We start from the raw sequence: 19,836 nt of genomic DNA on the forward strand, positions 1-19,836 counted from the left end.
CGACGAGGTTTTATCCTGAATTAAGTTTGGTTTAGGTTAATTCATCCCAAGGGGCGACGTCTCGTGCAGCACACACCGCAGTACCTCGACCGCGCGACCGTGCCTCTGGCGACGCTCCTCGATGAGCCATCGCTGCAGGCGACCCTCGCATCCCCCTCCCCCGAGGTGCTCAGCGCCGACCCCCGCTTGGCGGCGCAGATCCGCAGCACGCCCGTCGCGGCAGCGATCGTCATTGAGCTGGAAGACCCCGGCCCGTACATGCTGCCGGGCGATCTGCTCATGGTCACCGGGCTCGCGTTCTCCGGCGATGCCGAGCACGACAGAGAGTATGTCTCGCGGCTGCGCGCGTCGGGCGTATCGGCGATTCTGTTCGGCCTCGAACCCGTGCACGCGCAGCTACCGGCAACGCTCCTTCAGGCATGCCAGGCCGAGAATTTTCCGCTCATCGTGCTGCCCCCGCCCATCTATTTCGCTGCGGTTACCAGCATCGTCAACCGCGCGCTTGAGACAGAGCGCACCCGCGCCCTCGAGCACATGAACACGCTTGCCAGGCACCTCACCGAGGCGGTGCTACAGCACCGCCCGGCCCAACGACTCGTCGAGCGGCTCGCAACCGAACCGGGCAGCTGGGCGGCGCTGCGCATCGGCGATGAGCTCTACCTCGGCGGCGACTTGCCGCACGGCGCGAGCTTCGACCCCCTCTTTCGCGAGCTCGACGAACGGCTACGTCGGCCGCGCGGCGCGCGAGGCGGCGCGCCAACCGTCTTCACGACGCTCTCGGCACTCCCCGGCGGCAAGACGGCAGGCGCCGGCCGCGTCGACTACGAGATTGCCGCCCACGCGGCGACGCCGCGCGGCGCACGCAGCCGAGGGTTGGAGGGCCGAGCGATTCTCGCCATCGGCCGCACACCCAGGCTCAGTCGCATCGACCTCACCGCGCTGCAACTCGCAGCGAACCTCGTCGGGCTGCTCCTCCAGCTGCCCGCGGCGCAGTCTCTCGCCGTCGACCAGCTGCTCATGCAACTTCTCATGGAGCGTCACGGTTCCCAGATCATCGGCGCGGAGCGGGAGCGGTTTGCGAGGCTCATCGGCAACGCCCTCGGCGGCAGCGGGAAGACCGCGCACGCGGTCATCGCAATGCGCGACCCGAACTTCTCGGCGCCGGGTGACCCCGTGCCTGCTGGCGAGACGGTCGCCTCCGACGCAAACTGGCTGCGTCATCTTCTCCACACGCCATTCGTGGAGCACCGAGCCAGGCAGCTGCGCGCCTTCGTTGGTTCGCCGCCCTCTGCCGGCGATTTTCAGCACGCTCGCCAGCTTGGCTGGCTTCTCGCGGTGAGCCGCCCGCAGCCCTTTCTCGAACTCCCGACAGCGATGCAGGAGGCAGAGGAACTCGCCCGCGCGGCCCTTCACATCGGCGACCACGTCGACGGCACCGCACCCCCGGGGCTCGCACCGTGGCCGCTCGGCGCGGCAACCGACCCGGCGGTCTCGAGGGTCGCCGCCGCGCAGTGGCTCGCGCCCATCCTCGCCCCCGGCACGCTCGAGCAACGCGCAGCCCTCGAGTGTTGGCTGCGGCAGCACGGCTCCTGGGATCGCAGCGCGCGCGCGCTCGGCGTTCACCGCAACACGGTGCGGCGCCTCGTCGGCGAAGCCCAGCATCTCCTCGGTCGCGACCTCGACGACCCGCTCGAGCGCGCCCGCGTATTGCTCGCGCTCACGGCGCTCGAGGCCGAGCCCATTCCCGGCCTACCACCGGGCATTCGGGCCCCCGGGAGCACTCCCGGGGGCCCGAAGCCAGAACCGCTCGGAGACTAGTCGCGAGCGGCCATCGCGCTCACGAGCTCGTACACGACGTGGCTCGCGGCGACCGCGGTGATCTGCGCGTGGTCGTAAGCCGGGGCGACCTCGACGACGTCGGCGCCAACGATGTTGAGGTCGGCGAGGCCGCGGATGAGGCGCAGCATCTCGCGGCTCGTCAGGCCACCAGCCTCGGGCGTGCCGGTGCCGGGGGCGTGCGACGGGTCGAGCACGTCGATGTCGATCGAGATGTACAGCGGCTTGTCGCCGACGCGCTTGCGGATCTTCTCGAGTGCTGCCGGAATGCCGTTTTCCTCGATGAACTCGCTCGTGACGATCTGGAAGCCGAGCATGGCGTCGTCCTCGAGATCCTGCTTGCCGTAGAGGGGCCCACGGGTGCCGCCGTGCATCGAGGCGGTCATGTCGATGAGGCCCTCCTCCGATGCGCGACGGAACGGGGTGCCGTGCGTCGTGGGGGCGCCGAAGTAAGTATCCCAGGTGTCGAGGTGCGCGTCGAAGTGCAGCACTGCAACGGGGCCGTGCTTCTTGTTGATCGCGCGCAGAAGCGGCAGCGCGATCGTGTGGTCGCCGCCGATCGTGACGATCTTGTCGACCTTCTCGCCGAGCTCGGTGGCCGCAGCCTCGACCTGGTCGACGGCCTCGTCGAGGTTGAAGGGGTTCGCGACGATGTCGCCTGCGTCGACGACCTGCTTGATGTAGAACGGCGAGACGTCTTGCGCGGGGTTGTAGGGGCGCAGCAGACGCGAAGCCTCGCGCACGTGCGACGGGCCGAAGCGGGCGCCGGGGCGGAAGCTCACGCCCGTGTCGAACGGCACGCCGACAACCGCGATGTCTGCTGCTGGCACGTCTTCGATGCGGGGCAGCTTCGCGAACGTTGCGATGCCGGCGTAACGCGGGGTCAGGCTCGCGTCGACGGGGCCCTGTGGAGTGTGTTCGGTCACGGGTTCTCTCTCCTTCGATGTTGCCTAATAGTAAACTCTTGAATACTATTAGTGAACTTTCCTCCAGCATAGACTGAGACCGTACGAGCGTCAACGCGACCGCTCACCCCCGACGAAAGAGGCCCCGCCGTGCGACCGATCCACCCCACCTCGGCCGAAACCCAGGTGCAGATTGGGGCGAAGCTGCGAAGCTCCCGCCAGGCACAGGGGCTGACCCTCGAGCAGCTCGCGGCGGCCTCCGACCTCACCAAGGGGTTCATCAGCCGGATCGAGCGAGACGAGACAATGCCGAGCGTGCCGACGCTCGTGCAGCTCTGCCAAGCACTGTCGCTGCCGATCGGGTCGCTGTTCGAGGAGCCAGACGTGCAGCTCGTCACGCTCGATGCCGCTCCGCGGATCAACATGGGCGGCATCGGAGCCGACGAACGGCTCGTCACGCCTCGGGCTGAAGAGCGCGTGCAGGTGCTTCGCTCGAGCGTCGAGCCCGGCGGATCAGGGGGCGATGAGCTCTACACCGTGAGCTGCGATGTCGAGTCGCTCCACGTCATCTCGGGCGAGGTCGAGGTGCGCTTCGCAGATCGCTCCACTGCGCTCAGCCCGGGCGACACCCTGACCTTCCCCGGGCGCACGCCACACACCTGGCACGCGGGCGACGGCGGCGCCGAGATCGTGTGGATCCTCGTGCCCGCGGCATGGAGCGGCTCGCGCTAGCCCGCAACGCTACGTTGCCGGCAACGTCTCCGCCAGCACACGCATCGTATTGCCACCCATGATCGCGTAGATCTCGTCCTCGTCGTAGCCGCGGTTCAGAAGCTCCTGGGTGATGATCGCGAGCTCGCTCGTGTCCCACGCGACCTCGGTCGAGCCGTCATAGTCGCTGCCGAGGGCCGCGGTTTCGATACCGCCGTGGCTCGCGACGACCGGCTTGGTCGCCATCTCGAGCACCTCGGCAACGCTCTGGTGGCTCGCGTGCGCAATGTCGACGACGATGCCGAGCTGCTCCATCTTCACGATGGCCTCCCGGCCCATGTCAGTCAGCCCGCCCTTGCCGACGCCGTGCATCGAGTCGGCGAGCTCGTTGTCGAAGAAGTGCGTGAGTCCCGCCATGCGCATCCATCGGCAAACAGCACGTCGAGGTTCGCGAGATCGCCCTCGAGGTTCTGCAGCCCCTCGACAGAGAACACCGCGCCGATGACCGGGGCGCCCTCGGATCGGTCTACGAGCAGCTGCTCGAGCTCGGCCCGAGTGGTAATCACGCGAAGCGCGCCGTCCGAGGCGGCCGCGTTGCGCTGCAGTTTCGCGGCGTGATAGCGCGAGCGCTCGAGCAGCGAGAACCAGGTCTTCGGCGGCTGGAGTTGCGCGAACGAGAGCAGGGTGATGTTGTCGGTGTCGCCAGTGTTCGATTCGTAGTTCTGCCCCTTCGGCGACTTCGACACCGACGAAAAGACCTGGAGGGCGACGTTGCCGTCTTGCAGCCTCGGCACATCGACGTGGCCGAGGTCTGCACGGGTGTTCAACGAGCGATCCCACATCAGGGTGTCTGAGTGCAGGTCTGCGACCTGCAGCTTCGAGTGCAGGGCGGCCGCCTCTGCCGAGACCTCCGGGATCGGGTCGCCGGTCACCTCGTTCATGCTCTTCTCGGCAATCGCGGGGGCGAGCGCGAAGAACGCGGTTGCGGCGAGCGCGATCACGAGGATCGCGCCGATGATGGTGCGCCGTACCCAGCGACGACGGTGTCGAGTAGTCATAGCGAGTGACGCTAGCAGTGCCGTATTACGCGCGCCGCACGCTTTGCGCGATCCGCACAACACGCGGTGCCCGAGCTATGAGGTTTCTGTGCCCGCACGAAAAAGCCGGGGTGGATCGCACGATCTGCGATCCACCCCGGCCTGCGACAGCGAGCCGGCAGCGCTAGCCCCGCACCGCCGCGAGCGTCTTCTTGCCGCGGCGGAGCACCGCGAACTTGCCGTGCAGCAGATCTCCGTCAGACAGCGTCGCGTCTTCTGCCTCTACCTTCACGTTGTTCACGTAGACGCCGCCCTGAGCAATCGCGCGCCTGGCCTCGCCAAGGCCCTTCACGAGCCCGGTATCGACCAGCAGCTGTGCAATCGAGGCTCCGGCCGCGCCGACGGCCTGAGGCAGCTCGCCGACCGCGCCCGCGAGCGAGGGCTCGTCGAGAGCGGTGAGCTCGCCCTGCCCGAACAGCGCTGCGGAGGCGTCGATCGCGCCCTGCGTCGCCTTGGCGCCGTGGACGAGGGTCGTCACCTCGAGCGCGAGGCGCTTCTGCGCCGCGCGCTTGAATGGCTCCTCGGCAACCTGCGTCGCGTAGTCCTCGATCTCTGCGCGGGTGAGGAAGGTGAACACCTTCAGGCGATCCACCACGTCAGCGTCGGCCTGGTTCACCCAGAACTGGTAGAACGCGTACGGCGAGCACATCTCGGGGTTCAGCCAGATGGCGTTGCCCTCGCTCTTGCCAAACTTCGTGCCGTCGGCGTTCGTAATGAGCGGGGTGCCGATCGCGTGCACGCTCGCGCCCTCTGCCTTGCGAATCAGCTCGGTGCCGCTCGTGAGGTTGCCCCACTGATCGGAGCCGCCCGACTGCAGCTTGCAGTCGTACTGCCGGTAGAGCTCGAGGTAGTCGAGCCCCTGCAAGATCTGGTAGCTGAACTCGGTGTAGCTGATGCCCTCGTCGGAGTCGAGGCGCTTCGCGACAATGTCCTTCTTGATCATCGTGCCGACGCGGAAGTACTTGCCGATCTCGCGCAGGAAGTCGATGGCAGACAGCGGCGCGGTCCAGTCGAGGTTGTTCACGAGACGCGCGGCGTTCTCGCCCTCGAAGCTCAGGTACTTCGAGACCTGCTCGCCAAGCGAATCGACCCACTGCGAGACGGTCTCGCGCGAGTTCAGCGTGCGCTCGCTCGTGGGGCGCGGGTCGCCGATGAGCCCGGTCGAACCCCCGACAAGCCCGAGCGGCATGTGCCCCTTGAGCTGGAGTCGGCGCATGAGCAGGAGCTGCACGAGGTGGCCCAGGTGCAGGCTCGACGCCGTCGGGTCGAAGCCGCAATAGTACGTGAACGGGTCGCCCTCAAGCAGTTCAGACAGCGCCTCGGCATCTGTCGATACGTGGATCAGCCCGCGCCACTCAAGCTCCGCCCACAGAGTGGGGAAGCTGTCGTCGATGCGCTGGCTGGCCATGAGCTCGGTGCGTTCGTTCAATTCAGACACGCCTCGCAGTTTACCCCGTTTGTGTGTGGCCCGATCCACCCCGCTGTTCGCGCAGGCCCCACCGTGTGCGCCGGGCGCCCCTCGCCCCGCCGCTCGTCCCCGGCACCGCGGTGCCGCGCGCACCCGGCGAAGCGGGTACCGGGGTACCACCGCCGCGGCACCCGAGACCGATGCCAGCTCGCGAGCGACCAGCGACAGTTGAAGTCATGACAAATGTGATCCTCCAGGCAGATCGCCTCACTCAGCACTACGGCAGCACCCGTGCACTCGACGGCGTCTCGCTCTCGCTCGCCGAGGGCACGTCGACCGCGATCATGGGCGCCTCGGGCTCGGGTAAGACGACGCTGCTGCATATGCTCGCCGGCATCCTCACTCCCGACTCAGGGTCGGTGCTATTCGCGGGCCAGCCCATCAGCGGGCTCCCCGACTCCGAGCGGAGCCGGCTTCGGCGCGAACAGTTTGGCTTCGTGTTTCAGCAGGGGCTGCTGATTCCCGAGCTCACCGCCGTCGAGAACGTCGCACTCGCTCCCATGCTCAACGGCGCGAAGAAGCGCGATGCAGTCGGCCCTGCCGCGCAGTGGCTGCACGCGCTCGGTCTCGCGGGCATGGAGGATCGGCGCATCGGCCAGCTCTCGGGCGGCCAGGCCCAGCGGGTCGCCATCGCGCGAGCCCAGGTTACCGGCGCCCGCGTGATCTTCGCCGACGAACCGACCGGGGCGCTCGACTCCGCAACCTCGCAAGGCGTGATGAACGCGCTGCTGTCAAGCACCTCGGGCAATGGTCGCACGCTCGTCGTCGTCACCCACGACCCGAACGTCGCGGCTCGCTGCCAGCGGGTGGTCACGCTCTCTGACGGGCGGATCGTCGCAGACACCGCGCAGGCGCCCAAGACCGATGGAGTCGCGCGATGATCTTCCGAGTACTCCCGCTTTTGTCACGCCCGAGCCGGCAAGGCGCCGCCGGGCTCATTCTCCCCGGGGTCGCCTTCGCGAGCGTCACCGCGTTGCTGGCGATTGTGGTCGGCGGTGCGCAAACATTCTGGGCTTTCGACGACGAGATGGCGCCGCTGTACTGGTTCCTCGCTGGCCTCGCCCTCACGCTCATGATTCCACCGCTACTCTCCCTCGGCTCGGCCGCGGCAAAACTCTCAGCTCGGCGGCGCGATGACCGGCTCGCGGTGCTGAGACTGCTTGGCGCGACCGGGCGCGGAACCGCCGGTCTCGCGGTGTTCGAATCCGCCGCCGTCGCGTTCGTTGGTGCCGTGACCGGTGTGCTCCTGGCCTACGCACTCTCCCCGCTCATCGGCATGATTCACTTCCGCGGTGAGGCGATCGGAGCGGCGCAGGCCGCGCTGCCGCTTGGGTGGGCAGCACTGCTCGTGCTGACCGTCGTACTCATCGCCGGGCTCAGCGCGATGATCGGTCTGCGAAGGGTGATCATCTCACCGCTCGGGGTCGCCATGAAGCAGTCGGCCCCGAAGATGCCGTGGGCGCAGGGGCTCGTCGCTGTCGCGGCGATTATCGCAGCGATCATCGGGGCACAAGCGGTGTCGAACCTGGGCGGCGACGCGAGCATGTACGCCGTCATCGTCGGCCTGCTCGTCGCGTTTGCAGTCGCGCTGCTCGCGATCGACCTCATCGGGGCCTGGGTGCTGTCGCTGTTTGGCAAGGCCCGGCTGAAGCGGGCGCAGACCCCCGTCGAACTCATCTCTGCCCGCCTGGTGCTCGAGTCGCCCCGCGCAGCCTGGCGTCAGGTCTCGGGCGTCGCGATGTCGAGTTTTATGGCGGTGTTCGCGGGCTCTGGCATCGCGCTCATGGGCGAAGCCTCAGGCGCAGACGTTGAGCTCACTGGCCCGGAGCAGTTCATCATGGCTGACATGCGCACCGGGCTCGCGATTGTCGTGATCGGCACCTTCATCATGGTTGCCTGCTCCGTCGGGGTCAACCAGGCCGCGCAAATCCTCGACCGGCGCGACGTGCATCGCTCACTCGCGATCATGGGGACACCGCTGGCGGTGCAAGACGGGGCACGGCGCAAGGCAGCCATGCTGCCGCTCGCGGTCGCTTCCCTCGGATCAGCATCGGTCGCCGCCTTGCTACTGCTTCCGGTGCTCGGTATGGCGCTCATCTTCGCTCCGTTGTCGCTCATCACGATGCTTTCGATGATTGTGCTCGGTACCCTCATTGTGCTTGGCACCCTCTTCGGAACGCGGCCACTGCTCCGCGACGCTGCCCGGGTCGAGTCGGGATCGCGCGCGAGCGAGTAAGCCGCGAGGCCGCGCGCTCTACGCCTCGCGCCTCGCGGCACCGCCCTCGCCGTTCGGTGCGCCCGAGCGAAGTGGCCGCGAGTCGCGCGCACCGCTAAGTGCCTCGCTGATTCGGTCGTTGAGCTCAGTTCTCGTGAGGTCAATCCGCTCGATAACATCGCCGTGAAGCCGAAGCATGCCGTCATAGAGGTTGTCGACTCGAGTGTGAACTCGCTCAAAGCCGACGTCGAGCCTGTCATGGATTTTGCCGTGCTGCTGTTGCATACCGTCGAGGCGCGAATCCACACCGTCAAACCGCGCATCCGCGCGGTCGAACCGGCCATCCACACCGGCAAACCGCGCATCGGTTCGCTGCTCAGAGGATTCAAAGCGCGCCTCGGTTCTCACATCGGACTCGTCGAAGCGCTTGTCCATCCCGTCAAACCGCGCATCCATCCTGTCAAACCGCCCATCCATCCTGCCGAACCGCGCGTCCATGCTGTCGAACCGCGCGTCCATCCCGTCAAACCGCGTATCCATCCCGTCAAACCGCGTATCCATCCCGTCAAACCGCGCGTCCATGCTGTCCAAGCGCGCGTCCACGCTGTCCAGGCGCGCGTCCACACGGTCAAACCGCGCATCGGCTCGCTGCTCCGAGGATTCAAAGCGCGCCTCAGTTCTCACATCGGACTCGTCGAAGCGCGCGTCCATCTTGTCAAACCGCGCCTCCATCCTGTCGATGCGTTTGCCGAGACTCACCTTCATATCCCGTGTCGCCCAGAGCACGGCAGTGATTATCGCTATGACGCTGGCTATGGTGCTGAAAAGCTCGAATGGAGTCACGAGCCACCTCCCAATTAATTGTCAATTGTTGCACATCGTGATCCAACATAGGTCGGAATCTGGCGCACAGGGAGGCGCTGGCGAGATCTGTGGAAAAGTGAGTTGATTCAACGCAAAAGCCGACCTGTGAACAAAGCTTCACGGGCCGGCTTCGGCTGCGCACCGCTCAACGGGCGCGCGTCGCTCGGGGCCAGGGTTTACAGCGCCGCGCTGAACTCCGAGATCCGCTCGGCGAGCTTTGCGAGCTGCTCGGTGACACGCACCTGCGCTGTCCCACCGGCTCCCACTCGCGAGTTCACTGAGCCCTCGATCGTGAGCACGTCGCGCACACCGGGAAGCAGGTGCTCAGACACGCTGAGCAGCTCCTCGTCGCTCGGCTCGTGCAGCTCAAGCCCACGCTCCTCGCAGTAGCGCACGAGTTCGCCAGAGATCTCGTGGGCGTCACGGAAGATCACGCCCTGCTTCACGAGCCACTCGGCAACATCGGTCGCGAGCGAGAAGCCCTGCGGCGCGAGTTCGGCCATGCGGTCGGTGTCGAAGCGCATCGTCGCAACCATGCCGGTGAACGCCGGCAGCAGCACCTCGAGCTGCTCTACCGAGTCGAAGACCGGCTCCTTATCTTCCTGCAGGTCGCGGTTGTACGCGAGCGGCATCGCCTTGAGCGTCGCGAGCAGGCCCGTGAGGTTGCCGATGAGGCGCCCCGACTTGCCACGAGCGAGCTCGGCAATGTCTGGGTTCTTCTTCTGCGGCATAATGCTCGACCCCGTTGAGTAGCCGTCGTGCAACCGCACGAAACCAAACTCCTTGGTGTTCCACAGGATGATCTCTTCGCTCAGCCGCGACAGATCGATGCCGATCTGCGCGGTGATGAACGCGAACTCGGCGACGACGTCGCGCGCCGCGGTGCCATCGATGGAGTTCTCGAGTGGGTCTCCAAGGCCGAGCTCGGCTGCAACCAGTCGCGGATCCAACCCGAGCGACGAACCCGCAAGCGCGCCGCCGCCGTATGGCGAGGCACTCGCGCGCTTCGCCCAGTCGCGCAGCCGCTCGAGATCGCGAACGATCGGCCAGGCGTGCGCTGCGAGCTGGTGGGCGAGCAGCACGGGCTGCGCGTGCTGCAGGTGGGTGCGGCCCGGCAGAATTGCGCCCTCGTGTGCCACGGCCTGCGCGTGAATGGCTCCGGCGAGGTCGACGAGCAGCTGCCCAATGACGGCTGCGTGATCGAGCAGGTACATGCGCACGAGCGTCGCGATCTGGTCGTTGCGGCTGCGACCGGCGCGGAGCTTGCCGCCGAGCTGCACGCCGGTGATCTCGATGAGTCCGCGCTCGAGCGCCGAGTGCACGTCTTCATCGGCCTCTGCCGCGACGAAGCGACCGTCGGCAACGCGCGCCGAAAGCTCGTCGAGCGCGGCGCGCATCTCTGAGAGTTCCGTTTCGGAGAGGTAGCCAGCCGCTGCGAGCGCGCTCGCGTGCGCCTTCGAGCCGCGGATGTCGTACTGCGCGAGCACCCAGTCGAACTGCGTCGACTTGCTGAGCTTCAGGAGCTCCGGTGACGGCCCGCTCGCGAACCGCCCACCCCAGAGGGCCCCATCTTCTGCTGCGCGGTTATTGGTCTCAGTCACTTGCTCTCCTTCAGCAGCCATGCCATCAGCGCCTTCTGCGCGTGCAAACGATTTTCGGCCTCGTCCCAGACGACGCTCTGCGGCCCGTCGATCACCTCGGGGGCGACCTCGTACTCGCGGTAGGCGGGCAGGCAGTGCAGGAAGATCGCGTCGCCCTTGGCCCCAGCCATGAGCTCCGGGGTCACGCGGTACGCGCCGAAGGTTGCGATGCGCTCGGCCTTCTCGGCCTCCTGCCCCATCGACACCCAGGTGTCGGTGATGACGGCGTCGGCGCCCGCAACGGCCTCGGCCGGGTCGGTCAGCACGGTGACGCTGCCACCGGTCTCTGCCGCGATCTTCTCCGCGTCGGCGATGATGTCGGCACGGGGGTGGAAGCCGGCAGGCCCTGCGACGCGAATGTGCATGCCTGCGGTGGCGAAGCCGAGCAGGTACGAGTGCCCCATGTTGTTCGCGGCGTCGCCGAGATAGGCAGCAGTCAGCCCCTGCAGCTCGCCCTTCTGCTCGCGGATCGTCTGCAGGTCGGCGAGAATCTGGCACGGGTGGAAGTCGTCTGACAGCGAGTTGATCACTGGCACGGTCGCGTTCTCGGCCATCTCCTCGAGCCCGGCGTGCGTGTGGGTGCGCCACACGATGAGCGACACCATGCGCGAGAGCACCTTCGCGGTGTCAGAGATCGACTCCTTCGCACCGAGCTGGGCCTCGCCCGGGTTCACGATGATCGGGTTGCCGCCGAGGTCGGCGACGCCCGCGGCGAAGCTGAAGCGGGTGCGCGTCGAGGTCTTGTCGAAGAAGATCGCGGCAGACTGCGGGCCCTCGAGGGGTCGCTCCGAGAATCGATCCTGCTTCATTCGTGCGGCGAGGTCGAGCACCTCGCGCTGCTCTGATGGGCTCAGGTCGTCGTCTCTCAGAAAATGCCTAGTCACCCGCCCAGCTTACTCTCCCGTCGCGGCCGGCCCAGAACCACGGCCACAGCTGCCAACGGCGGCCGCTGTGGGAGAATCGGGGCCATGTCACTTCCCAGCCTGGTCGCGTTCGATCTTGACGATACGCTCGCCCCTTCGAAGTCCCCTGTTCCCCAGCGCATGCTCGATGTCTTTGCCAGGTTGCTCGACCGCACGACGGTTGCGGTGATCTCCGGCGGCAATTTCGAGCAGTTCGAGTCGCAGCTGGTGTCGCAGCTTGACGGTCTTGAGGCGGTGTCGGAGGCCGCGCTCGAGCGTCTCCATCTGCTCCCCACCTGTGGCACCCGCTACGAGCGGCGCGAGGCCGGCGCGTGGCACACGGTGTACCGCGAGCACCTCTCAGCGCAAGAGCGCGACGGAGCGATTGCGGCGCTGCGCGAAGAGGCCGAGCGGCTCGGGCTGTGGGAAGCGGAGCCCTGGGGCGAGATTCTTGAGGATCGCGGCTCGCAGGTCACGTTCTCGGCGCTCGGGCAGCGGGCGCCGGTCGACGCGAAGCACGCGTGGGACCCGACGGGCGAGAAGAAGAACACACTGCGGGCCGCGGTTGCCGCGCGGCTGCCAGAGCTCGAGGTGCGCAGCGGTGGATCCACATCAGTTGACATCACCAGGCGCGGCATCGATAAGGCCTACGGTATGCAGAAGCTCGCGGAGCACACCGGGATCTCGCTCGACGACATGCTGTTTGTCGGCGACCGGCTCGACCCCGACGGCAACGACTACCCCGTCAAGGCGATGGGCGTGACCTGCCACGCGGTCACGGGCTGGGAAGACACGGCCGAGTTTCTCGAGCGGCTGCTGGCTGGCTAGTGGCCGTCTCTGGCGCCCAGCCGGCTGCGGTAAATCTGCTATCTGCAGCAGATAGGCCCCAGCCAGGGGGGGTTCGAGGCGATCGACGGCAGATTGCCGTTCGGGCGCAGACAGGCAGACCCAGAAACACGTGTGGCCTCACCCGACGGGTGAGGCCACACTCATGAGTCGTGCTACGCGGTGGCAGCCTCGGCCGCTGTGACCTCTGCCGGCGCGTCGGCAGCGAGCCCGAGCACCCGAGTGGTGCGCGCAAGCGATGCCTTCGCGGCGTCGGGCCGGCCGTTGAGGCCTTCGCCAAGGGCTGGAACCTGCTCCTTGAACGTCTGCTCCCACTCCGAGGTGTACTCGTCGGGGAAACACGTGCGCAGCACGCCAAGCATGGCGTGAACCGCGGTCGATGCCCCAGGCGATGCTCCGAGCAGGCCAGCAATCGAGCCGTCGGCCCCCGTGATGACCTCGGTGCCGAACTGCAAAATGCCGCCAAGCTTCGGGTCTTTCTTCATCACCTGAACGCGCTGGCCTGCGGTTACCATCTCCCAGTCTTCCGAGCGGGCGCTCGGCAGGTACTGGCGGAGGGTCTCCATCTGCTTTTCGCGGCTCGCGAGGAGCTCAGAGACGAGGTACTTTTCGAGCCCGAACTCGGTCAGGCCGACCTTCACCATCGGCCCGAGGTTGTGGGCGCGAATCGAGCCAGGCAGATCCCACCACGAACCCTTCTTCAGGAAGTTCGGGCTGAACCCAGCGTACGGCCCGAAGAGGATGCTCTTCTTGCCGTCGATAACGCGGGTGTCGAGGTGCGGCACCGACATTGGCGGCGCACCAACGGCCGCCTTGCCGTAGACCTTAGCGTTGTGCTGCTCAACAATCTCGGGGTTCGTGGTCTTCAAGAACTTGCCGCTGATGGGGAACCCGCCGAAGCCCTTGATCTCGGGGATACCCGAGGACTGCAGCAGTGGCAGCGCCCCGCCGCCCGCTCCGACGAACACAAACTTTGCGTTTGTCGTCGTCGCCCCGTAGCCGAGCCGGCTGCGCACGTGCACATCCCATGTGCCGTCGCTCTGGCGTTTGAGCTTCTGGACCTCGGTTTCGAGATGCAGGTTGGCGCCGGCGCCCTTGAGATAGTCGAAGAGCTGGTGGGTGAGTGCGCCGAAGTCGACGTCGGTGCCAGACTCCGAGCGCGTTGCCGCTACGACGTCGCTCTTGGCGCGGCGATCGATGACGAGGGGCACCCACTCGGCGATCTTGGCCGGGTCGTCACTGAACTCCATGTCGGAGAACAGCGGTTCGGTCTTCAGTAGTTCGTAGCGGCGACGGAGGTAGTCGACGTTCTCTTCGCCCTGCACGAACGTCATGTGCGGGGTGGGGTTAATGAAGCTCGACGGCTCGCCAAGAATGCCGCGCTCAACGAGCGTTGACCACCACTCGCGCGAGAGCTGGAACTGCTCGTTGATGTTGATCGCCTTATCGGCAGAGAGGGAGCCGTCTTTGCCCTCTGGCATGTAGTTCAGCTCGCAGAGCGCGGCGTGGCCGGTGCCCGCGTTGTTCCACCCGTTGCTACTCTCGGTCGCGACTTCGCTACGGGACTCGAAGACCTCAATGGTCCAGTCCGGGCGAACCTGCTTGATGAGGGTTCCGAGCGTTGCGCTCATTATTCCGCCGCCGATAAGTACGACATCTACCGTCTTAGTGCTCACGATCTTGTAGTGTACCTCGGTTGCGGGGCGGTTCGCGTCGGAGGGCGCTCAGGGAGCGCCGTTTCAGTCGATCGCCGCGCGCCTCGCCTCGGCGAGCGACTCGACGCCAGCATCGATGATTCGCGTGTACCCAAGGCGTTCTGCCTCGGCTACGCGCTGCGTGCCCGAGGTCACCGACCGAATTTCTCCGGCCAGTGAAATTTCACCGAACGCGACGAGTTCGAGGGGCAGCGGCCTGTCTGCAACCGCCGAAATTACCGCGAGGGCGATCGCGAGATCAGCTGCGGGCTCGGTGAGTTTCACCCCGCCCACCGTCGAGACGTACACATCTTGGTCGTGCAGGCGCACACCCGCGCGTCGCTCGAGCACCGCAAGAATCATTGCGACGCGCGAGGGGTCTACGCCGCTCGTTACCCTTCGCGGGTTTGGGGTCGCGCTCGTCGCGACGAGCGCCTGAATCTCGACGGGCAACGCCCGCCGCCCCTCCATCGCCACGGTCGCGCAGGTGCCGCTCACCGGCACGGCGCCGCGGCTGAGGAACAGGCCGCTCGGGTCGGCCACCTCGGCGATGCCACCACCCGTCATCTCGAAGCACCCCACCTCGTCGGTGGGGCCGAAGCGGTTCTTCAGGGTGCGCAGAAACCGCAGCGCGGTGTTTCGATCGCCCTCGAAGTGGCACACGACGTCGACGAGGTGCTCGAGCAGCCGCGGCCCCGCGATAGAGCCGTCTTTGGTGACGTGCCCCACAAGTATCACCGGAGTCCCGCGGTCTTTCGCGACGCGAATGAGCGCCGCCGCGACCTCGCGCACCTGCGAGGGCCCGCCAGCGATGCCCTCGACCTGGTCACTCGCGAGGGTCTGCACAGAGTCGATGATGATGAGGCCGGGGTCAACCATCTCGATGTGGCCGAGCACCGAGGCGAGGTCTGTCTCGGCGGCGAGGTACAGCGTGTCAACGAGCGCGTTCGTGCGCTCCGCCCGCATGCGAATCTGACCGGTCGATTCTTCGCCACTCACGTACAGCACCCGGGCCCCGTGCCCCGCAATGCGCGCCGCGACGTCGAGCAGCAGCGTCGACTTGCCCACCCCCGGCTCCCCCGAAAACAGCATCGCGGCCCCGGGAACAATGCCGCCGCCGAGCACCCTGTCGAGTTCGTTGATGCCGGTCTGCCTGTGCTTCACCGCATCGCCCGCGAGCTGAGTGATTGGCTTCGCCTCGCGGCCGGCCTCGGGCGCGGTCGCTTTCGTCGTGCGGGCGAGCGAGGCGCGGGCGACGCCGCGCACCTCGACCGTGCCCCACTGCTGGCATTCGCCGCAGCGCCCCACCCATTTCGCCGCCTGCCAGCCGCACTCGCTGCAGACGTATGCGCTGCTCGTTTTCGCCATGTATTCGAGGGTAGCCTGGGCCACCGACATTCCGCCGCGCCGGGGCGCGACACCCCGATTAGGTTCTGTGAGCACTTTCCCGTAAGCTTTTCCGCGGTGACGTGTCCGAGCGGCCGAAGGTGCAACACTCGAAATGTTGTGTAGGCAACCCCTACCGTGGGTTCAAATCCCACCGTCACCGCCACGAGAAAACCCCCGCTAGATCCCTTGGAAACATTGAGATCGCGGGGGTTTTCTGCACCCAGCGAAGGTAGCCGCCCCGGTTACGGGTCGCTTCACACCCCCGCCGGGAGCGAAATCCACCTTTTGAATATGGACTGGGCTGGGGCTGCTCCCCGCTGGGGCGGAGGCTCCGCGGCGGTTTTCGCGACACCCACGCTTTCAGTCAGCACGAGCCTCCACGTCGCAGGCAGCGTGCGGTGGATGAACGATGTCGTTTGCGGCACGACAACTCTCGAGACCTTCCCGGGTGCGAGGAACTCCTCCGAAGACGACGCCCGCGCATGGCTAGCTCAGACCGACACCCAGACCGCCATCAAGGTCATGCAATCTATCGAAATTCACTAGCCGAGGGCATCCGCATACACGCGCGGCAGCACAGCCAGCCCTTTACGCCGCAGCGCGCTCAAGCACCTCGGTAATGAACGCCCGCGCGCGCTGGGCGAGTTCTGCCCGCCGCTTGGCCACGAGCACGGGGGCCGGCGGGTCGAGCGGAGTGACCGGCTTCATTGCGTTAACCCTGGCATTGCAGTCGAGATCAACGCACAGGTATGTACCGAACGTCGACTGGTCGGCCTGCTTCAGCGAGGTTGGCGCGGTAAACAACACCACCTGGTCAAACCGGCGCGGGAGCCGGCAGAACTCGCACATCACCGCGCGCTGCACCGAGTTTCTGCTGCGGGTCTTCGTGATCATCACCCCGATGGGGCCCAGCTCCCCCTCAACGAAGAGGTAGCCGCGCTGCGGCGCGCTCGGGTCGCGCCAACCGAGGTAGTCGCGATCGGAGACAGCCGGGGTAAAGCTGTGGCGCGGCATGCGGGCGGTTTTGCGAGTGGCCGCGTCGACGTTGCCGAGGGCGCCGCGGAGCGTGGTGAGGGAATACGGGTTCATAGGGGGTTCTCCTTTCGGTGTTCGCACTCAAATTGTACGCATGTCCAAATTGCTCAGATAGACTAACACGCATCACGTGAGAGACGAGGATCGATGGCCTATTTGCCGAGGGACGAGCGCCGCGCGGCGATCATCGAGGCGACCATTCGGGTCATGCGCACGGCGGGGTTCGAGGGCGTCTCCGCGCGCTCGGTCGCAGCAGCGGTCGAGGGCTCCCCCGGCCTGATACACCAGCATTTTGCGAGCGTCACAGATCTCGTCGCCTGCGCGTGGCGCGAGTACGTCGCGGAAAGTCTCGCGGAGTTCACCGCTGCGGTGAACGAGCGCGGCGAAGACCCCCTTCACGAGTTTTTCGGCAACCATGTCGACCCGACTCAAGCGCCCGAATTGGGGCTGTGGGTAAGCGCTTGGGCCCAGGCGCTCCGCTCGCCAGACTTCGGAGCGGTGTTCGCCGAAACGGTCCGCGAGCTCACCGATGCTTTGCGCGCAGCTTCACCGGGCCTTGGGGAGATCGAGGCGGAGCGCACCGTGTTGCTTGGCATCGCACTCGCTGGCATGCAGCGGATCGCGCCAGAGCACTATTCCGCCGATCACCTCGGCGCCCTCATCGCCAGTTAGCGCACGATATGGCACTATTTGGCACCACACCAACGCTCGATGATTTCGACCTCTCGAACCAGACGGGCGGGCTCTGCATAAGCGACGCGAGCTATTTCGAAAACGCGCTCATCCTGGGAGCAACGGCGCTAATCATCGGCGTCGCGGTCTTACTTATTGGGCAAGTTGCAAGGCGACGAGCGGCAGCGAGGCTGCGGCAAAGCTCCAGCGAAGATGCGACGCCCTCCACCGCAGATCAACCGAGACTCGAGCGCACACAGACGGCGAGATCACGATGATGAAGCCTGGGGGCCGCTCGCAACCGGGCGTGAGAGGATCGAGCGCATAAGCACTCGTCTCGAACGGAGCCGTCAATGCCGCAGATCAATCTTGCGAAGCAACACCCAGCCGTCTACGAGCAGCTCGCCTCGTTCAGCGGTGCGGCAGAGAACGCAGCCGCAGCCGCCGGCCTCGACCCGAAGCTCGTTGAGCTCGTGAAGATTCGCGTGTCGCAGCTCAACGGCTGCGCATTCTGCATCAGACTGCACACCCGCGACGCGCTCGCGCTCGGCGAGCACAGCGACCGGCTCGCCGTGCTCGCGGCGTGGTGGGAGTCACAGTACTTCTCGCCGCTCGAAGCGGCAGCGCTCGGCCTCGCGGAAGAGGTCACGAAGCTCAGCGTGCCGCCCCGCACTGACTGGGATACCGGCGCGCTCAGCGAGGAGCAGAGCTCTGCGGTGAGCTGGCTCGCCGTCGTCATGGGCGCGTGGAACAGGGTCGCAATTCGCAGCGGCTACCGCGTCGCCCCCTAGACCGCGGGGCGCACGACGCCCTGACGGCAACAGGGCAGCGACGCGCCCGAATCGCAGGGAAATGGTACGGTTTTCTGAGACCCCTCCCATTGGGGCGCTCATGCCACGGCCAGAATTGTCCTCGCGTGTTCGCGCTTCGGGGGTCGTTCACATTGATTTTCAATCCCGCAGCGGTGCGCCCTCGCACTCAGCGCGGGCGGTCTCGTGAGCGGTGTATCCCGAGGGGAAACACGTGTCATCACCCACAACGCAGCCCGATAGCCCGGTGCCGGCGAAGCAGCCGGGGTCGCAACAGCGCGGCTTCTTCGGCCACCCGTGGGGGCTCGCAAACCTCGCGGGCGTCGAGATGTGGGAGCGCTTCAGCTTCTACGGCATGCAGGCGCTGCTCGCCTTCTACATCTACTACTCGGTCACCGATGGCGGGCTCGGCATGTCACAGGCCGCCGCGACGTCGATCGTCGGCGCGTACGGCGGCCTCGTCTACCTTTCAGCGGTGCTCGGCGGCTGGGTCGCCGACCGCGTACTCGGTGCCGAGCGCACACTGCTCGCCGCTGCCTGCTCCATCATGGCCGGCCACCTCGCGCTCGCGTTCATTCCCGGAGCCGCTGGCCTCGCGATCGGCCTCATCGGCGTTGCGCTCGGCTCGGGCTCGCTGAAGACCACGACGTCGACCGTGCTCGGCGACCTCTACGAGAAGGGCGATCAGCGCCGCGACGCAGCCTTCTCGATCTACTACATGGGCGTGAACATCGGTGGTTTCGTCGGCCCGCTGCTCACGAGCGCGCTCTGGGGCTGGAAGGGCTTCCATTGGGGCTTCGGGCTCGCGGCCGTCGGCATGGCGATCGGCCTCGGCCAGTACCTCGCGATGCGCAAGCACACGGTGCGCGAGGAGAGCCGCAAGCCCTCGAACCCGCTCTCCCCGAAGCAGGGTCGCGTGTGGATCCTCGTCTTTGCCGTCGCTATCGCCCTCGCAGCCCTCGCCGTGTCTTTCGGTGTGGTCACCGCAGAAAATCTGTCGTCGGTCGTCGTGCTGCTCATCGTCATCGCGGTCGTCGTGCTGTTCACCGTGATTCTCACGAGCACACAGGTGACCCGGTTCGAGCGCCGCCAGGTGCTCTCGTTCATTCCGCTGTTCTTCGCCTCTGCCGTGTTCTGGTCGCTCTTCCAGCAGCAGTTCACCGTGCTCGCGATCTACGCAGACGAGCGCCTGAACCGCAATGTGTTCGGCACGATCCTGCCCCCGAGCGTCGTGAACTCGATCAACCCAATCTTCATCATCATCTTCGCGGGTGTCTTCGCCGCGATGTGGGTGAAGCTCGGCGACCGCGCTCCGAGCACGCCGGTGAAGTTCTCGCTCGGCACCGCGATCATGGGCATCGCGTTTCTCTGCTTCATCCCGTTCGCCGGCGGCGCGAACGGCAGCGTCCCGCTCATCGCATTCGTGTTCATCATGCTGCTCTTCACGTTCGCCGAGCTGTGCCTGTCGCCCGTCGGCCAGTCGCTCGCGACGAAGCTTGCGCCGAAGGCGTTCCACTCGCAGATGGTCGCGCTGTTCTTCCTGTCAATCTCGCTCGGCTCGGCCTCGGCAGGCACGCTCTCGACGATGTACTCGCCCGAGAACGAGGCACCGTACTTCCTCATCATCGGCCTCGCGTCGATCGCGGTCGGGGCAATCCTGTTCCTCGTGCGCAAGCCCGTGCTGAAGCTCATGGGCGGCGTGCGCTAACCCGCGCCGCCGCCTGCCACGCTGGCAGCACGAAGGGCCGGGGAG

17 protein-coding genes, 1 tRNA gene and 1 pseudogene are annotated in these 19,836 nt (G+C 66.5%); 9 read left to right on the plus strand and 10 right to left on the minus strand.

Annotation, left to right across the window (positions count from 1 at the left end; translation table 11 throughout):
• The first annotated feature begins 63 nt into the window (after positions 1-63).
• Complete coding sequence (locus tag ABD115_RS13225; RefSeq protein WP_343961623.1) at positions 64-1,818, plus strand: PucR family transcriptional regulator ligand-binding domain-containing protein; 1,755 nt, start codon at positions 64-66, stop codon at positions 1,816-1,818.
• Here ABD115_RS13225 and speB read toward each other — a convergent pair.
• Entirely contained in the window at positions 1,815-2,762 is a 948-nt protein-coding gene (gene speB, locus ABD115_RS13230) for an agmatinase (RefSeq protein WP_343961625.1), read from the minus strand. The two genes, ABD115_RS13225 and speB, sit on opposite strands and share 4 nt — an antisense overlap.
• 129 nt (positions 2,763-2,891) lie before the next feature.
• Here speB and ABD115_RS13235 point away from each other — a divergent pair, with 129 nt between their 5' ends.
• The gene (locus ABD115_RS13235; RefSeq protein ID WP_343961627.1) at positions 2,892-3,473 is read left to right on the plus strand and encodes a helix-turn-helix domain-containing protein; all 582 of its coding nucleotides are present in this window, start codon (positions 2,892-2,894) and stop codon (positions 3,471-3,473) included.
• A gap of 9 nt (positions 3,474-3,482) precedes the next feature.
• On the opposite strand, the gene ABD115_RS13240 is transcribed toward ABD115_RS13235, so the two are convergent.
• The 3 genes and pseudogenes from ABD115_RS13240 to tyrS form a co-directional block, all read right to left on the minus strand.
• A complete protein-coding gene (locus ABD115_RS13240; protein WP_343962062.1) occupies positions 3,483-3,698 on the minus strand; it encodes a membrane dipeptidase in 216 nt (71 codons plus the stop codon).
• Positions 3,699-3,719: 21 nt separating this feature from the next.
• Positions 3,720-4,510: pseudogene (locus ABD115_RS13245) on the minus strand (dipeptidase); the annotation flags it as partial.
• Between the two features lie 163 nt (positions 4,511-4,673).
• Entirely contained in the window at positions 4,674-5,957 is a 1,284-nt protein-coding gene (tyrS, locus tag ABD115_RS13250; RefSeq protein WP_343962064.1) for a tyrosine--tRNA ligase, read from the minus strand.
• Between the two features lie 236 nt (positions 5,958-6,193).
• On the opposite strand from tyrS, the gene ABD115_RS13255 reads away from it, so the two are divergent.
• Together ABD115_RS13255 and ABD115_RS13260 are read left to right on the plus strand one after the other, a co-directional pair.
• A complete protein-coding gene (locus ABD115_RS13255) occupies positions 6,194-6,898 on the plus strand; it encodes an ABC transporter ATP-binding protein (protein WP_343961628.1) in 705 nt (234 codons plus the stop codon).
• Positions 6,895-8,253, plus strand: coding sequence for an FtsX-like permease family protein (locus tag ABD115_RS13260; protein ID WP_343961629.1), 1,359 nt, complete (start codon positions 6,895-6,897; stop codon positions 8,251-8,253). Before ABD115_RS13255 ends, ABD115_RS13260 begins: the two co-directional genes overlap by 4 nt.
• An 18-nt stretch (positions 8,254-8,271) precedes the next feature.
• Here the strand turns inward: ABD115_RS13260 and ABD115_RS13265 are convergent, their stop codons facing one another.
• From ABD115_RS13265 to argF, 3 genes are all read right to left on the minus strand, one after another.
• A complete protein-coding gene (locus ABD115_RS13265; protein WP_343961632.1) occupies positions 8,272-9,075 on the minus strand; it encodes a hypothetical protein in 804 nt (267 codons plus the stop codon).
• A 197-nt stretch (positions 9,076-9,272) separates the two neighbouring features.
• Positions 9,273-10,718: an argininosuccinate lyase gene (gene argH, locus ABD115_RS13270; protein WP_343961634.1), complete on the minus strand. Its 1,446-nt coding sequence runs from the start codon at positions 10,716-10,718 to the stop codon at positions 9,273-9,275.
• The gene (gene argF / locus ABD115_RS13275) at positions 10,694-11,620 is read right to left on the minus strand and encodes an ornithine carbamoyltransferase (protein ID WP_343961636.1); all 927 of its coding nucleotides are present in this window, start codon (positions 11,618-11,620) and stop codon (positions 10,694-10,696) included. The genes argH and argF overlap by 25 nt, the downstream gene beginning before the upstream one ends.
• A gap of 84 nt (positions 11,621-11,704) precedes the next feature.
• Between argF and ABD115_RS13280 the strand changes: the two genes are divergently transcribed.
• Entirely contained in the window at positions 11,705-12,466 is a 762-nt protein-coding gene (locus ABD115_RS13280; protein ID WP_343961638.1) for an HAD-IIB family hydrolase, read from the plus strand.
• Between the two features lie 173 nt (positions 12,467-12,639).
• Here the strand turns inward: ABD115_RS13280 and ABD115_RS13285 are convergent, their stop codons facing one another.
• Together ABD115_RS13285 and radA are read right to left on the minus strand one after the other, a co-directional pair.
• A complete protein-coding gene (locus tag ABD115_RS13285) occupies positions 12,640-14,160 on the minus strand; it encodes a malate:quinone oxidoreductase (protein WP_343961641.1) in 1,521 nt (506 codons plus the stop codon).
• 63 nt (positions 14,161-14,223) lie between these two features.
• Positions 14,224-15,546 carry a DNA repair protein RadA gene (gene radA / locus ABD115_RS13290; protein WP_343961643.1) on the minus strand — a complete coding sequence of 441 codons (1,323 nt, stop codon included), beginning with the start codon at positions 15,544-15,546 and terminating at the stop codon, positions 14,224-14,226.
• 95 nt (positions 15,547-15,641) lie between these two features.
• On the opposite strand from radA, the gene ABD115_RS13295 reads away from it, so the two are divergent.
• Positions 15,642-15,730 (plus strand) — tRNA-Ser (locus ABD115_RS13295).
• A 425-nt stretch (positions 15,731-16,155) separates the two neighbouring features.
• On the opposite strand, the gene ABD115_RS13300 is transcribed toward ABD115_RS13295, so the two are convergent.
• Positions 16,156-16,656 carry an FBP domain-containing protein gene (locus tag ABD115_RS13300; protein WP_343961645.1) on the minus strand — a complete coding sequence of 167 codons (501 nt, stop codon included), beginning with the start codon at positions 16,654-16,656 and terminating at the stop codon, positions 16,156-16,158.
• Positions 16,657-16,749: 93 nt separating this feature from the next.
• Between ABD115_RS13300 and ABD115_RS13305 the strand changes: the two genes are divergently transcribed.
• From ABD115_RS13305 to ABD115_RS13315, 3 genes are all read left to right on the plus strand, one after another.
• Entirely contained in the window at positions 16,750-17,274 is a 525-nt protein-coding gene (locus ABD115_RS13305) for a TetR family transcriptional regulator (RefSeq protein WP_343961648.1), read from the plus strand.
• Between the two features lie 353 nt (positions 17,275-17,627).
• The gene (locus ABD115_RS13310) at positions 17,628-18,065 is read left to right on the plus strand and encodes a carboxymuconolactone decarboxylase family protein (protein ID WP_343961650.1); all 438 of its coding nucleotides are present in this window, start codon (positions 17,628-17,630) and stop codon (positions 18,063-18,065) included.
• 232 nt (positions 18,066-18,297) lie between these two features.
• Entirely contained in the window at positions 18,298-19,791 is a 1,494-nt protein-coding gene (locus ABD115_RS13315; protein ID WP_382389562.1) for a peptide MFS transporter, read from the plus strand.
• Positions 19,792-19,836 lie beyond the last annotated feature (45 nt).

It is taken from the genome of Leucobacter albus, assembly GCF_039528015.1.
GTDB classification, from domain to species: domain Bacteria; phylum Actinomycetota; class Actinomycetes; order Actinomycetales; family Microbacteriaceae; genus Leucobacter; species Leucobacter albus.